The organism is Dactylosporangium cerinum, from assembly GCF_042653625.1.
Taxonomy (GTDB): Bacteria; Actinomycetota; Actinomycetes; order Mycobacteriales; family Micromonosporaceae; genus Dactylosporangium; species Dactylosporangium cerinum.
Window position 1 is genome coordinate 1 of the sequence record NZ_JBHSIU010000075.1, and the last position, 14,188, is coordinate 14,188.

The window sequence follows — 14,188 nt, forward strand, 5'->3', positions numbered from 1 at the left end:
CAATCGGCGCCTTCCTCGGCGGCTGGCTCGCCTCCACCTACGACATCCGCACACCGCTCTACACCGCCGCCGGCCTCCTCCTCACCATGACCGCCGTCACCGCCACCATGACCACCAACCGCCGGATCGAGGCGGCGCTGCGCGACGCTGCCGCGACACCCGGAACCCAAGGAGCCCATGCACAAGAGCGCACCCGAGTCACGGCAATCCACCGAGGTTCTGGCACGCTGAACAAACCCACCGCAGCGGCCACGTCCGATCAGGACTCGTAGGAACTCACGATCACCTGCCGGTGCCGGGTGATCAGCCGGGATATCAGGAGCACGACCACGAGCTGGGCGAGGCCGGACACCAAGAACGCCGTCGACACGGCGGTCTGTTCGGCCAGTGCGCCGCCGATCAGTGCGCCCAATGGGATGCCGCCCCACAGCGCTACGCGGTAGGCACCGAGCACCCGGCCGAACAGTTCGGCAGGAATCATTGCCTGCCGCAGCGACATCGACAGCACGTTCCACATCGTGATGCCCGCCGCCATGCCGAAGAACCACACGCCTGCCGCCCAGAGATTCGTCACGGTGCCGAGCAGGACGCACATGATCGGAGCGATCGCCGCGGCGGCGATGATCATCTGCGGGCGGCCGAGACGGGCGGTGAGAGGGCCGACGACGGCGGACCCGGCAAGACCGCCGATCCCCAGTGCGATGAACAGGATGCCGTACATCGATGCGCTCAGGTGCAGCGTGTTCAGGGCGTACAGAACGTTGAGCGACGTGGCCATGGACAGCAACGCGGCGATCAGTCCACTGAGGACGGTCAGTCCCCGGAGCACCGGGTGCCGCCACAGCCAGCGCAGTCCCTCACCGATGTCCGCGCGCAGGGTCGTGGGCCCGGCCGCGGTGCGCGCGGCGCGGAACCGACCGGGCACGGCGAGCACGAGGACCGCGGCCACCGCAAAGCCGATCACGCTGCCGACGAACGGCAGGGCACGGAACGCGCCGAACAGCGCCGCGCCCACCGGTGGTCCGACGAAATTCTGCCCGACGGTCTCCTCGACGGTCAGCCAGCTGTTGGCCTTCTCGAGATTGTGGCGGCCGACGACCTGGGGCAACATGGCCCGCGCCGCCGAGTCGTACACCACCTGGCACAGGCCCAGCGCGAACGCGGCGGCATAGAGCACCAGGATGTGTTCCACCCCGACGACGACGAGCAGGACGACGATGCCGAGCAGGACGGCTCGCATGATGTTGACCGCCGACATAGCACGCCGGCGGTCCAGCCGGTCCACCAGCGCCCCGCCCGGCAGGCCGAACAGCAGCCACGGCAGGAACGCGAACGCGGTGAGGCCGGAGATGAGCACGGGATTGCTCGTCAGGGACACGGCGAGCAGCGGCAGCGAAACCTTGCTGATTCCGTCGGCACACGTGGCCGCGGCAGAAGCGGTGAACAGTTTCCAGAACGAGGGGTCCAGCTGAGCTGTCTTGGTCGACAGAGACAAAACACATCCACCTTCGGGAAGCGAGGTGTCGGTTCCGCTCAGGCTACGGTGTCAGCTGTCGGGGCTTGATTCGTCCCACTCCTTCGCACGCCTGATTCCGTCAAGAAGGCGCGTGTAGCTGTCGAGCGTCTCCGGGTTGTCCGCACGGCTTGCAGACCTGGCGGCCCCGCCCTGGACCGGCGCCATGGAAGACGATTCGGCCGGGAAGTCGAGCCAGGTCCCACCAGGGAGCGGATTCACCAACTGGACGAGTTGGACTTCACTCGGCTCCGGCAGCGAGTCGCGCAGAGCGTCCGCGAGGATGAAGGCGTCCGTCCCGGCGCCCCGCGGCACCGCGAGGTAGGCCCGCTTCCGGGCGTCGACCGGCAGCTTCTCCAGCACGACCGCGATGGTGCGTCCTGGCGCCACGGGCATGGCAGCATGGGGCGCGCCGATGATCACGGCGCAGCGGTTGACGTCGACCGGCAGCCCGCGGATCCAGTCGGCCGGGTTGGTCAGGTGCTCCGGGCGGATCCACAGCCCGGCCTGGATGACCTCGAGGACCCAGCCGCTGCCGAGCGTGAACGTGGCCGCACCCGCCGGCGTGTCGAGCACGTCGGGGCACGGGTTGACCCAGTCGACCGGCCGCGGCGCACCGGTGCGCGGCGCGTGCCACAGCTCCCGGGCGAACGTCCGCCAGCACGGCAGGCCCTTCTGGTCGATGGTGACGACGGCGCGCTGCCCGGCCGGCGCGCACAGCGGCAGCCCGGTGCGCACGTGCACGGCCCGGCCCAGCACGTCGGCGACAACCGGCCCGACCGGCCCGTCACGGAGCGGGCGCTGCCCGTAGGGCGTGAAGACGCACCGGTCCAGCACCGGCGCCGGGATGACCAACAAGGCCCGGACGAGCCCGTCGCGGTGCAACGGCTCCTCGCTGGGGTGCGACAGGATGATTGCCGGGTGCGAGTCGTCCGTCGGCACCGAGTACGCCAGGTCGGTGACACTGCCGGGCCGCCGGCGGTGCAGCCACAACCCCGCCGGGATCTGGTCGAGGACCAGGTCGCCGGTCTGCTCGGGCACCTGGCTGAGGTCCGCCTCCCACTGCGGCGCCGGGAACCGCCAGCCGACCCGGGTCGGCTGCGCACCGGCCCGGAACCGCCAGAACCCGCCGGGGCGGCGCTCGCCCCGCCCGATCGGCGCGAACAGCGACCCGCCCGGCACGCCGAGCAGCGGCCCAGCGGCGGCGATGACGTCGATCCCGAGCCGCATCGAGATCAGGTGTGCCGCGGCGGGTCGCTCATTGGTGGCGCAGGCGCCGTCCCAGGCGACGAACCGCATCGCGGTGTACCCACTCGGGAGCCCCTTGGCGAGGACCTCGGCCAACTCCTCGACCATCGCGGACTGAACCTTGACGGTATGCGAACTGATCACGACCACGCATTCGGTGGCGCGGTGCGGCGAAACGACCAGCGCCGCGGCGCCCGGGCTGGGCTCGTCGCCTGAGTGGACGACAGCGCCCCCACCGAACCACGTGACCTTCATCCCGGGCCAATGTTTCAGCTTCGTCTTCCTGACACGAGCGGTGTCGGCAGTCCGAGGAGTGATCCTCAACGTCAGATAGTTTCCCGAGTTTCGCTGTCCACTCGGAGCCGCCTGGTCGCTGTGGGGCGGAGTGACGTCCGGGACGAGCCTGCTTCGCATGGCGGTGATCTGCTCAGCGACCGTCGCCGCCAGGGTCGGTTGTTCGGTGGCGAACCGTTCGTAGAAGTCAATTGCGTCGCGGGCACATGCCTCGGCCGCGGCGACCTGTCCCGTGACGGTGTGCAGCCGCGCCATGGCGGCCAGCAGGTCGGCACGCTCACGGAAGAAGTTGTCCCGACCGTCGCGGGACAGCTGTCTGTAGATCGCGAGGGCTTCTTCGTACGCTGCGACCGCCTCCGCGAAGCGCTCCGCGCCAGCGAGCATCTCACCGAACGGCGGCAGCGCTGCGGCCAGCGCGGCAGCGAAGGACGGGTGGTGGACGGTGACCAGCCGCAGGAACTCCACGCTCACGGCGAGCGCGTCGTCGGCCCTGTCGTACTGGCCGAGCGACCGCCGAAGCTTCGGGACGAGGTCATGCGCGTGCACGAGGAGGCGCAGCAGTTCAATGTCCAGATCGGACTCTGCGGAAAGGTGCCGTGCGTTCCAGGTCGCCACCGCCCGCTCGGCGCACGACAGCGCATCGGCCAGGCGCCCGGCGGCCGTGTACGCGGTGACCAACTCGAGGCGCAGCTTGACGACGGCGAGTTCCGAGTTCTCGGACGGCTGGCTTTCGAGCTCGGCAAGGCCCGAGACACAGACCTCGATAGCGCCTGAGGCATCGTCCAGCGTCAAAAGTTGCCGAACCCGCTCGCCGATCGCATCCGCCTGTTGCAGCGCACCGCCCGGCTGCGGTTCGTCCGTGTGGACCGGCAAGGCAACCGGAGTCGTGGTAGGGCTCTCGTCGAGCGCCGCTGGTGTCGCGGCGGCATGGAGGCGGTCGGCGAGGTCGACGTAGCTACCGCCCAGCCGGCCGCAGCACCGTTCCCGTCACCTCGGCGATCGCGGTGCTGCCCGGGCCGAACGTCGGCAGCGGGGTGCCCTCCGGGTTGGCCAGCAGCGCCGCGAAGTCGGTTGGTTGCCCGAACCGATCGGTCATGAAGCGGGACACCTTCAACAAGATCCGGGCAGCGTCGGAGCGATCGGTCTGGTCCAGCAGCAGTTCGCGTACGCCCGGCCGGAAGTCGTACTCAGGTACCCCGGCAGACGTCGCCGGGGCGGGACGATAGCGGTAGATCAGCCCGCTGAGCATGAACTCGGCGAGGTGGACCGTTTCCGAGCTGGGCAGCATCGCGGCCTGGACCACCCTCATGATCGGCAGGCTGAGGGGCACGGCCGAAAGGTGGCGCGCCAAGGCCGCGGCCGTCGGGGACGCCACGGACATGAACGTCTCGACCAGCTCCGCGGCAGGTCGCACCGGCCGCCGCTGGATCGGACGGTTCGCGCGGTCCTGCAAGACCGGCAGACGCACGGGAGCGCCGGTGCCCCGCACCAGCGCGGCGAAGGTCGCCAAGGAGCTCGGCCGGAGCTCGAGGACCGGCACCGGAGGGGCGACAGCATGCACTCCGCGCTTCACCATCGTCACCCACCGTCCGTTCGGCTCGGCGAACAGTGTGCTGGTGATCGTTGCCGGGACGGTACGGATCGCGGTCGCCGACCACATCCGCTGGGGCAGGAGGGTCACGACGGCGGTGGTGTGGCGCTCGGCCCACCTGCTGATCTGCCGGGTGAGGTCATCCGTCTGCCAGATCTCGGCGACGCCGTCGGTGACGAACAGCAGCAGCGACGGCGAGCCCACGCTGACCGGAACCTGGGCCCTGCCGCTCAGGCAGTCCTGCAGCGACAGCACCGAGACGTTGGCAAAGGCGCCGAGCCGCTCCAGTACGGCGACGAACTCCCTGATCACCTCGCGCCAGAACCGCAGCGAGCTCGATGAGTCGACGAAGAGCACCAGGCGCATGCCACGTTCCCGCACCGGGCGCAGGACCGGCGTCCAGACCCTGCGGTCGGCGATCTGGTCGGCGGTCGCTGCCTCGTCGAGCGTGAACACCGACCGCGACGGCACCGTCCTGGCGATCGGCCGCAACGCACGGGCGATGCTGAGCTGGTGTCGCAGCGCGTACGCCGCCGGAGCGGCGATCGCCGTGGCAGCCACGATGCCCGACGGGGGCGCCACGTTCGCGCGCGCGTGCACCGGCACCGAAGGTTCCACGGAGACAGGTGTGTCCGGCTGAGCGTCGCCGGACACGTCCGTGCTGCTCAGCGACCCGATGGACTGGTCCGCAGCGATGGGTACGGGCGGCGCAAGCTCACCGGATGCCGCCGCCGACGGCCTGTCGCCGGCCCGGTCGACGGTCGTCGGTCCACTGTCGACGGTGCCCTCGGGTTTGACCGCCTTCATGTGGTGGGCGAGCCAGAGTGCGTCCGCGAGTTCGTTCCAGGTCGCGGACACGCCCGCATCGGCGAGCACCCGCACGAGGCGGTCCACTAGTCGTTCCTCACGCCCGAGAGCCCTCGAAGAATGGACTCGATGAGCCCGCCGAGCGTCTGCTGCGGTGGGCGGCTGCTGCCGGACAGCGCGATGTACACAGCGTTCAGCAGCTGGTCGGTGGCCAATTGGGTGTGGCTGCGCCGGCTGATGAAGTCCGCGATGAGGCTCCTCGCCTCCGCCGCGAGCTCTGGGCCGAGGTGCGCCGCCACGATGGCGGCGACCTGCTCCTCCTTCGGGTCCGTCAGGTCCAGCCGCAGGCAGCGGCGCAGGAACGCGGGCGGGAACTCCCGCTCGTCATTGCTGGTCAGGACCACGAACGGGAAGGCCTTGCAGCGGACGTGGCCACCGCTGATGTCCGCGGTCGCGTCGCGGTCGGCGGTCCGCACCGTCACCGGTGCCGGGCTCGACAGGCGGGCAAGTTCGTCGATCCCGTACTCGCCTTCCTCAAAGATGTTCAGCAGATCATTGGGGAGATCGAAGTCCCCCTTGTCGATCTCGTCGATCAGCAGCGCCCTGGGGCGGGCCCCAGGCAGCAGCGCCGTGCCGAGCGGACCCAGCCGGATGTACTGGCCCACGCTCGCGACGGTTCCCTCGTCGCCGCCGGTGCCGGATTCGTCGGTCGATCGACGCTGCAACTGGCGCAGGTTCTCGTCGCCGAGCCGCGCGATCGGATCGTAGTGGTACAGCCCGTCGCGCAGGGTGGAGCGACTGGTGATCGGCCACCGCAGGACCGGCCCCAGGTTGAGTTCCTTCGCCACGGCGTAGGCCAGCGACGACTTTCCGGCTCCCGGCTTGCCTGAGATCAGCAGCGGCCGGCGCAGGTACAGCGCGGCGTTGACCATCTGCAACGTCTGCTCGTCCGGCTTGAGCCGGAACGCCGCTGAGCCGAGGCGCCGCTCGGTGTCGCCGTCCGGCGACTCATCGTCGCCCTTGAAGTTCCGCCAGTTCGGTGGCGGCGGCAGCTCGTCGATGCGCTGATGCGGTGCAGATTGGCCGGTGTAGATGAACCAATCACTCATTCGGGGGTAATCCTTCCGGAGGGAACAGCGGATACCACTGCGGTGGCGTCCGCGAAGGGTCTTCCCACAGCAGCACGACGCCCCGGCCGGCATGATGCTCCGGGGCCAGCGGACGCTTCGCCGCCTTGCGTTGCTGACGGACGATGTCCGGGAGCATGGAGACCGGCCGGGTAAGCAGGATGCTGTCGAGCGCGGCCCTCCGCTCGAGCAGGCTCCGGTGGTCGCGGTGCCAGATGGCGGCAGGTGCCCCGCTGCGCACCACGCTCTGCAACGGCCGCTGCGAATACCTGACCTCCGGCGCCACGAGCGCGACGCACAGCCACTCCTCGCTGACTTCGTCGTGGTGGCTGTCGAACCAGGTCACGACGGCCGGGTCATACGTCCGGGAGGAGCTGAGCCGGTCGAACCGCCAGGCCGCTCGCGCCGCCGTGCCCCCAGCGACGAAGTCCAGGCGGTCCAGCACCCTGACCACGACCTTGTACAGCACACCGATCTCGGCCGACCCGCCGTCCGTCGTGCCGGCCCTCCAGGTCTCCACCGGCTCGTTCAGCCGGTCGCACGGCAGGATGAACTCGATGAACGCCTCGCCGCCAACCGGATGGATGTGTTTGTCGATCAGCTCGGCGGCGAGCCGCTCGACCTCGCCCAGCGGGCACGGTTCGGCGAAGTCGTCCGAGATCCGATGGAACCGCTGATGCTCGTACAGCCAGATGGTCGGATAGAAGCGCTGGTCGTCGGCAGCGTCTGGGAGCAGCTGGATGATCAGGCCGGTGGGTGAGGACCGCGGTGCGGTGCCCAACTCGGTCCGCAGTTTCGTCAACCAGGCGTCGGTGATGCCGAGTTTCGCGGCGTGCTGGTCGCACCATTCCGTGAGATCGGCGGTCGATCCGTCATCGGCCGTGTCGGCGACCAACCGCTCGAGAAACCGGAACAGTGGTTGCGCCGACACCCGCGCCTCGAGTTCTTCGACAGCGACGTAGAGATCCAGATGCGCGGCCAGCCTGGGAACATCGCCCCGGTCGAGCGCAAAACGCACGGCCGACTCAAGCTCCGGCGGCGATGGCAGGCCACCCAGAATCTCGTGCAACGACTGCCGCTCCCCGTCCGTCAGGAGCGGAGCCGGACGATACTTGCGGCACAGCGCTTCGAACGCAGCGACCTCGCTGGATTCCGGCTCGATCAGCCGCAACGCCTGACACATGACCGTCAGGCCGGTCGGCTGCCCGGCCAGACCTTGGATGATCTCGAAGACGTCGTGCCGGGCCGTGCTGCCGAAAGCCCGCCGGTTCGAGATCGTGCGCGTGCCCAGGTCCTGCTCGACCAGCTCCACGAGCAGCGTTCGATGGTTCTCCACGTACATGTTGTCGATGACGAGGAAGGCATCGACAAGCCCGCGCAGTTCTTCAATGCCTAACACGACTCCGGTCAAGTACCTCTCGCCCAGCCGACGCAGAACCGCGCCCACCCTACAACTGACGGACGACGACGAGAGGCCGGGCGCTCCGGTGGCAACGGGCCGCAGTCAGCTCACCGACACAGTCGACCGGACTGTTCGTTGTCGATGGTCGCTACTTTGACGAGATGCGCGAGGCATCAGACACAGCGCGGGCTGTGCTCGGAATGGTGATCAACTGGGTCACGCTCGCCTACGGGCTGTTCGCGACCGCTGTCGGGCCGGTGCTGGATCACGACGAGGTGCAGATCGCCGTCGGTGGTGAGGTCGTCGTCCTTGCCCTGGTCTCGCTGCTGTGGTCCGGGCACCGGCGGTCGCTGGGCTGGGGCCTCGTCGTCACCGGCGCCGCCGCCCCGGTCGCGATGTACAGCACGGCCACCCTGTACTGGGACGACACCACGCTGTTCACCAGCGAGGCGTTCTGGACGGCGATGGCGATCGGGGCGGTCATCGGCGCGCCGCTGGTGATCCTCGGCGTACTCGTGCTGCGCGGGACCGACGTGCCGCGCGGGCCGGACCCGTGGTGGCTGCCCGTGGTGCGCGGGGTCATCGTCGGCGGGATGTGGGCGGTGGTGCTGGCGTTCCGGGCCGGGGACTGGAGCGACGGTGTCGTGCTCGTCTACGTCGGCGGCGGGCTGGCGTTGCTCGGGCTCGTGGTCGCGCTCCCCCGGCGGTTCGCCGTGCAGCGGCGGGGCGTCGGGCTGTTCCTGCTGTTCATCGGCCTCGCCGGGGGCGCGGTCGTCGTCGTGTCCGCCGCCGCCGTCGGCAGCCACATGAGCACCGACGAGGCGGCGCTCGGGCTGATCCCGGCTGTCATCGTGGCCGCGATCGGGGGGCTGATCGTGGCGCTGCCGAGCCGGCCGTCGAAGCCGTCGCCGCAACTGCCACGCAACGACGGCGACGAACGGGTCGAGGGAGCCGCCGCGGGCGGCCCGCCCATACCGTAAGGGTCGTCACACCAGCGGGGAGACGGGGCGTTCGAAGAAGGTCTCCAGCACCACCGTGGCCTGCGTCCCGCTGACCCCGCCGATCGCGTAGATGCGGCGGAGGACGTCCTGCAGTTGTGCCGTGGTCGTCGTCCTGACCTTCACCAGGACCGACGCGCTGCCCGCGATGACGTGCGCCTCGAGGATCTCGGGGAGCGCCGCGAAGTCGTCGGCCGAGTCACCCATCCACGAGGTGGAGTCGACCATTACGAAGGCCAGGACACCACCGCCCACCGCGGCCGGGTCCACGTCGACCGTGGTGCGCCGGATGACGCCGCGTTCCCGCAGTTTCCGCACGCGCTCGTGGGCCGCGCCGGCGGAGAGACCGACGGCCTGCCCCAGCCCGGCATACGACTGGCCGGCGTCCTCCTGCAGCTTCGCCACCAGTGCTCGATCGATGTGATCCACGGATCTCCGTTCTGCCTGAGCTTGCGTTCACTGTACAACATCCTCCAATCTGGAGCTCCAACCAAATGTGGTTCGGCATACGAGGAGGAAGAGTTCATGGGTGGCGACGCTCCCCCGCTGTACGAGATGTTCGACGACAGGTTCCGTGCCGGGCGGTGCATGAACGGTGACGACCGGCTCGAGATCCTGTACACCGGCTGCCGTTGGGCGGAGGGCCCGATCTACGTTCCCGCCTGGCGGCACGTGGTCTGGAGCGACATCCCCAACGACCGGATGCTGCGCTGGGACGAAGAGACCGGCGCCGTCAGCGTCTTCCGCCGCAACGCCGGGCACACCAACGGCAACACCCTGGACCGCCAGGGCCGGCTGGTCACCTGCGAACAGGGCAACCGCCGGGTGACCCGCACCGAACACGACGGCACCGTCACCGTGCTCGCCGACCGGTGGCAGGGCAAGCGCCTGAACAGCCCGAACGACGCGGCGGTCAAATCCGATGGTTCGATCTGGTTCTCCGACCCCGACTTCGGCATCACCAGCGACTACGAGGGGTACCGCGCCGACAGCGAGATCGGGTCCAACAACGTCTACCGCGTCGACCCCGCCACCGGCGACGTCGGACTCGTCGCGGACTGCTTCGGCGCACCCAACGGCCTGGTCTTCTCCGCCGACGAGCGGCAGCTGTTCGTCTCCGACACCCGCGCCGGCGTCATCCGGGTCTTCGACGTCCGGGACAACGGCACCCTGTCCGAGGGCCGGGTCTTCGCCGAAGCGGCCGCCCGCGACAACGCCCGCTTCGACAACCTCCGCTTCGACGACGCCGGCCGTCTCTGGGCCGCCGCGATGGGCGACGGCGTGCACTGCTACGACCCTGACGGCACCCTGCTCGGGCGGCTGCTGGTCCCCGAGTCGGTGGCCAACATCTCCTGGGGCGGCACCAAACGCAACCGCCTCTTCATCACCGCCGAGACCAGCCTGTACTCCGTCGTCACGGGTGTCACGGGCACCCACCCGACCGGACCCGGACGCCGACCCTGGTTGGACGCACCCATTCCCGGGACCGGGAGAATGCCCTGAGACGGCCTCGGCGACCATGGACGCCGCCGTGCTGATCGCCCAGCTGAGCGACCCCGACGCAGCTCGACGGGCGGCCGCGAAGACGCAACTGCGTGCTGCCGGGTCGCATGCGGTGCTTGCCACTCGTCGCCGCGCTGCGGCAGGAGACGCCCGCGCGCCCGTACGACGTGGCGAGGGTGCTGCAGCGCATCGGCGGGCCCGCGGTCTGCCCACCGGCACCTGCACGTAGGGCGTCTCAGCGTTCCGGGGTGACGATGGTCAGGGCTGCCACGGCGCGGGTGCGTTCGGCGGGCGGCAGGTGCCACGCGAGCCCGGCGATGGCGTGGGCCTGCCAGTAGGCGTCCTGGATGGCGTCGGCGACGGCGACCGCTTCGGTGAGCTGGCCGGCCGACAGGTGCGGTCCGATGAACGCCAACCCTGCGGCTCGCCACTGCTCGCGGCCGATCCCGGCCATCATGGCCAGCGCTTCGGTCCGCAGTTCGGGCGGTAGGTGCGGCGCAAGGCGGCTGAGTTCGAACATGCGCCAGTTCTCGCGGCCGATGGCGCCGGCGGCCCGCAGCGTGCGGCCCAGGACGGCGGACCGCCGGCCGGCGGGCAGGTGTGGGGCGAGCGCCGCTATCGCGTCAACCGGCACGGCGTTGCCGTAGAGGTGGTCGGTGATGGCGGCGGCGGCGGTGAGTGCCTGCTCCAGCACGGCGGCGCGCTGGTCGTCCGGTAGGTGCGCGATGAGACCGGCCAGCGTCTCGGCGCGGGCGTGCGGCTCGATGACAGCGCCCGCCGCGGCCAACGCCTGCTGCAGGGTCGAGGGGCGGCGCTCGGCGGACACGCGCGGTGCGAGCGCCGCCATCGCCTTGGCCCTGCCGGAGCCACCGGTGATGGCTTCGGCTGCGGCCCACGCCTGACTGATCAGTGCGGCGGTCGGCAGGTGTGGTGCGAGCGCGACCAAGGCCTTGCCACGCCGGTCCTCGTCGGTGAAGGCGCACGCCTTGGCTGACACCTCGGCGAGCAGGTCGGCCGGCAGGTGCGGCGCGAAGTCACCGAGCATGAACATCCGATTCTCGCCGAAGCTCGCATCGAGTATCGCGGTCACGTCCGGCCGCAGGACGGTGTCGCGCTGGTGCTCCGGCAGGTGCGGTGCGAGGCTCGTCAACGCACTGATCCGCGAAGATCGACTGGTCAAGGCCGCGGCTGTGGCGTGCCGCAGGGCGATGGTTCGCTGCTCGTCGGGCAGATGCGGGACTAGCGCGGCCAACGCCATGGCCCGGACGGGCGGCTCGGTGATGGCGGCGGCGATGGCCAGCACCTCCCCGAGGTGGGCGGCCGGCAGGTGCGGCGCGAGGCAGGCGACGGCGTCACCGCGGTCCTCGGGCACCGGAAGGCGCTCGACGTGCCACAGCACCCGCCGGACCGACCACACACCAGTGGACACCAGCAATCCCAGCAGCCCGGCCGGGATCACGTCGGCCGGTCGTTGCTTGCCGAGCAACGCCGGGACGCCGTCACCCGTCGCATCCCACACGCTGTATGAGCTGATCACCCGGCACATTGTCCTCGGTGGTGGCCGTCAGGGGGACAGGCGGCGCGCAACGGCGGAGATCACGATGGCGGCGGCGACGAGGTGGGCGGTCATGAACAGCGCCTTCGTGCCCGGCGCGGCGGTGGACAGCACGTCCGGCAGCAGCGACAGGGCGGTGAGCGCCACTGTGGTGCGTACGAAGATCCGGCGCGGGTGCCGGGTGAAGCGGGCCAGCACCACGGCGAGCACGACGCCGACCAACGAAAAGATGGCGGTCAGGGCGCCGAACCCGCTGACCGGGATGGCTTCACCGTTCATGGTGAGGCTGATCCCGGCGGCGCGGCCGGCGGCCGCGACGGCCGTGGTGGCCACGCTCGCGATGACCGCGGCGGCGACGCCGACCCCGATCAGCACGCCGATGCGTGGTCTGGTGGCAGTGTTCGCGGTTGGGGTGGTGGTCATGCTGCGTTCCCCTTCCCTATAGTGATTGCAATCTGCAACCACTATAGGGAAGGGGAAGCACCTGTCAAGGACGACGCCAGCGCTGGGACGCCCGCCCGTCACACGGGTTGATCACCAGTCGGGTGCCGTTGCCGGTGGCGCCGTTCTGGGTGTCCAGGCACAGGTTGGACCTGAGGTTGACGATCGAGCCGTCACTGCGGACCCACCATTTCTGGTTCGTCCACGGCGAGCCCGCGCAGTCCCACACCTGCACGGCGGTGCCGGGCGCGGTGGCCCCGCCGGGCGTCTCCAGGCATCGCCCGGCTCCGGCCGACGCCTGGATCTCGCCGTCGCCGCGGACCGTCCACTGCTGCCACGACAGGCCGTTGCAGTCCCACAGCCCGACCGCCCTGCCGTTGGCGGCGTCCCCGGCCGACACGCCCTGGATGTCGACGCAGCGGTTGGCCACGCCGGTGATCTGTCCCGCGACCCGCGCCGGCAGGGTGAACCGTTGCGCGGCGTTGCCGACGCAGTCCCAGATCTGCAGCCGCGCCCCGACCGAGGTCGAGCCGCCCGGGCTGTCCAGGCAGCGGCCGGACGACGGGTTGACCAGCGCGCCGTTCGGTCCCGGCCGCCACTGCTGGTTGGCACCGCCGGTGCAGTCCCACAGCCAGAGCTGGGTGCCGTTGCCGGTCTGCCCACCCGGGACGTCCAGGCACTTGCCGAGTGCCTCGACCGCGCCGTCGGACTGCAGCGTCCACTGTTGCGCGCCGTTGCCGTGCGCGACAGCGGGGATCACGATCGCGGCGGCGATCAGGTGGGCGCTCATGAACAGCGCCTTCGTGGCGGGTGCGGCGATGGAGAGCACGTCCGGCAGCAGCGACAGGGCGGTGAGCGCCACTATGGTGCGCACGAAGATCCGGCGCGGGTGCCGGGTGAAGCGGGCCAGCACCACGGCGAGCACGACGCCGACCAACGAGAAGATGGCGGTCAGGGCGCCGAACCCGCTGACCGGGATGGCTTCATCGTTCATGGTGAGGCTGATCCCGGCAGCGCGGCCGACGGCCGCGACGGCCGTGGTGGCCGCGCTCGCGATGACCGCGGCGGCGACGCCGACGCCGATCAGCGCACCGATGCGTGCAGTGGCGGCGCGGCTCGAGGTGGGTGTGGTGGTCATACTGCGCTCCGTTGCCGCTGAGTTTTCTTTGGCGCTCATGCGGCAGTCCTGTCTTGCGACGGGACGGTCCCGGTCTGATCCGCTGACGCGGTGCCGGGTTGACGGTTCCTCGCCTCCTGCCCACCGGGGTGGGTCTTCTGGTTGGCTCCCCGTCCTGCCACCGAGCCACTCCCGGCGGATACCACCCCACCCGTGCCCACGTCCGCGGAGTGCGTAGCGAGGCGGCGAGGTTGCGTGCGGCGTTGACATCCCGGTCCAGGACCAGGCCGCATTCGGTGCACGCGTACATCCGCTCACCCAGGCGCAGTTTGGCTTTCACCGCGCCGCAGCATGAACAGGTCTTGCTCGACGGATACCAGCGGCCGGCAACCACCAGCCGACCACCGTTCCACACCGTCTTAAAGATCTTTCGGTTTTTGGGTGAAGGTCATAGTCGTAGGCCGGTGTGGTCAAGGAAGTTGAAGCAGAGTTGGTAGCTACTGCCGATGCGGTGCAGTCCGGTGTGGGCGGCGGTGTCGGCGTCGTCGAGGATGTCGGGGCAGAGGTTGGCAAGTTCGGTGTTCTTGAGATT

11 protein-coding genes and 2 pseudogenes are annotated in these 14,188 nt (G+C 70.0%); 3 read left to right on the plus strand and 10 right to left on the minus strand.

Annotated features, from left to right (window positions below; translation table 11 throughout):
- Positions 1 to 272 (plus strand): annotated as a pseudogene (locus ACFPIJ_RS47450) (hypothetical protein); the annotation flags it as partial.
- Here ACFPIJ_RS47450 and ACFPIJ_RS47455 read toward each other — a convergent pair.
- The 5 genes from ACFPIJ_RS47455 to ACFPIJ_RS47475 form a co-directional block, all read right to left on the minus strand.
- On the minus strand, positions 260 to 1,495 hold the full coding sequence (locus tag ACFPIJ_RS47455; protein WP_380126094.1) for an MFS transporter: 1,236 nt from the start codon (positions 1,493 to 1,495) through the stop codon (positions 260 to 262). The pseudogene ACFPIJ_RS47450 and the gene ACFPIJ_RS47455 sit on opposite strands and share 13 nt — an antisense overlap.
- Before the next feature lie 51 nt (positions 1,496 to 1,546).
- The gene (locus tag ACFPIJ_RS47460) at positions 1,547 to 3,847 is read right to left on the minus strand and encodes a tetratricopeptide repeat protein (protein ID WP_380126095.1); all 2,301 of its coding nucleotides are present in this window, start codon (positions 3,845 to 3,847) and stop codon (positions 1,547 to 1,549) included.
- Positions 3,848 to 4,010: 163 nt separating this feature from the next.
- The gene (locus tag ACFPIJ_RS47465) at positions 4,011 to 5,540 is read right to left on the minus strand and encodes an SAV_2336 N-terminal domain-related protein (RefSeq protein WP_380126096.1); all 1,530 of its coding nucleotides are present in this window, start codon (positions 5,538 to 5,540) and stop codon (positions 4,011 to 4,013) included.
- Positions 5,540 to 6,562, minus strand: a complete 1,023-nt coding sequence (locus tag ACFPIJ_RS47470; protein WP_380126097.1) for an AAA family ATPase — start codon at positions 6,560 to 6,562, stop codon at positions 5,540 to 5,542. Before ACFPIJ_RS47470 ends, ACFPIJ_RS47465 begins: the two co-directional genes overlap by 1 nt.
- On the minus strand, positions 6,555 to 7,991 hold the full coding sequence (locus tag ACFPIJ_RS47475; RefSeq protein ID WP_380126098.1) for a VMAP-C domain-containing protein: 1,437 nt from the start codon (positions 7,989 to 7,991) through the stop codon (positions 6,555 to 6,557). Before ACFPIJ_RS47475 ends, ACFPIJ_RS47470 begins: the two co-directional genes overlap by 8 nt.
- Before the next feature lie 182 nt (positions 7,992 to 8,173).
- On the opposite strand from ACFPIJ_RS47475, the gene ACFPIJ_RS47480 reads away from it, so the two are divergent.
- Positions 8,174 to 8,962 carry a hypothetical protein gene (locus ACFPIJ_RS47480; RefSeq protein ID WP_380126099.1) on the plus strand — a complete coding sequence of 263 codons (789 nt, stop codon included), beginning with the start codon at positions 8,174 to 8,176 and terminating at the stop codon, positions 8,960 to 8,962.
- 6 nt (positions 8,963 to 8,968) lie between these two features.
- Here ACFPIJ_RS47480 and ACFPIJ_RS47485 read toward each other — a convergent pair whose 3' ends face one another.
- Entirely contained in the window at positions 8,969 to 9,409 is a 441-nt protein-coding gene (locus ACFPIJ_RS47485) for an Lrp/AsnC family transcriptional regulator (RefSeq protein ID WP_380126100.1), read from the minus strand.
- A gap of 96 nt (positions 9,410 to 9,505) precedes the next feature.
- Between ACFPIJ_RS47485 and ACFPIJ_RS47490 the strand changes: the two genes are divergently transcribed.
- Positions 9,506 to 10,483 carry an SMP-30/gluconolactonase/LRE family protein gene (locus ACFPIJ_RS47490; RefSeq protein ID WP_380126101.1) on the plus strand — a complete coding sequence of 326 codons (978 nt, stop codon included), beginning with the start codon at positions 9,506 to 9,508 and terminating at the stop codon, positions 10,481 to 10,483.
- Positions 10,484 to 10,718: 235 nt separating this feature from the next.
- Here the strand turns inward: ACFPIJ_RS47490 and ACFPIJ_RS47495 are convergent, their stop codons facing one another.
- The 4 genes and pseudogenes from ACFPIJ_RS47495 to ACFPIJ_RS47510 form a co-directional block, all read right to left on the minus strand.
- Positions 10,719 to 12,020, minus strand: a complete 1,302-nt coding sequence (locus tag ACFPIJ_RS47495; protein WP_380126102.1) for a hypothetical protein — start codon at positions 12,018 to 12,020, stop codon at positions 10,719 to 10,721.
- 27 nt (positions 12,021 to 12,047) lie between these two features.
- Positions 12,048 to 12,461, minus strand: coding sequence for a DUF6069 family protein (locus ACFPIJ_RS47500; protein ID WP_380126103.1), 414 nt, complete (start codon positions 12,459 to 12,461; stop codon positions 12,048 to 12,050).
- A 64-nt stretch (positions 12,462 to 12,525) separates the two neighbouring features.
- Positions 12,526 to 13,617: a DUF6069 family protein gene (locus tag ACFPIJ_RS47505; protein ID WP_380126104.1), complete on the minus strand. Its 1,092-nt coding sequence runs from the start codon at positions 13,615 to 13,617 to the stop codon at positions 12,526 to 12,528.
- Positions 13,618 to 13,903: 286 nt separating this feature from the next.
- Positions 13,904 to 14,011: pseudogene (locus ACFPIJ_RS47510) on the minus strand (zinc ribbon domain-containing protein); the annotation flags it as partial.
- Positions 14,012 to 14,188: the final 177 nt, after the last annotated feature.

Bases quoted from the DNA above. Each gene is read 5' to 3' on its own strand.
- ACFPIJ_RS47470 (WP_380126097.1), bottom strand. From the start codon at position 6,562: ATGAGTGATTGGTTCATCTACACCGGCCAATCTGCACCGCATCAGCGC.
- ACFPIJ_RS47490 (WP_380126101.1), top strand. From the start codon at position 9,506: ATGGGTGGCGACGCTCCCCCGCTGTACGAGATGTTCGACGACAGGTTC.
- ACFPIJ_RS47500 (WP_380126103.1), bottom strand. From the start codon at position 12,461: ATGACCACCACCCCAACCGCGAACACTGCCACCAGACCACGCATCGGC.
- ACFPIJ_RS47505 (WP_380126104.1), bottom strand. From the start codon at position 13,617: ATGACCACCACACCCACCTCGAGCCGCGCCGCCACTGCACGCATCGGT.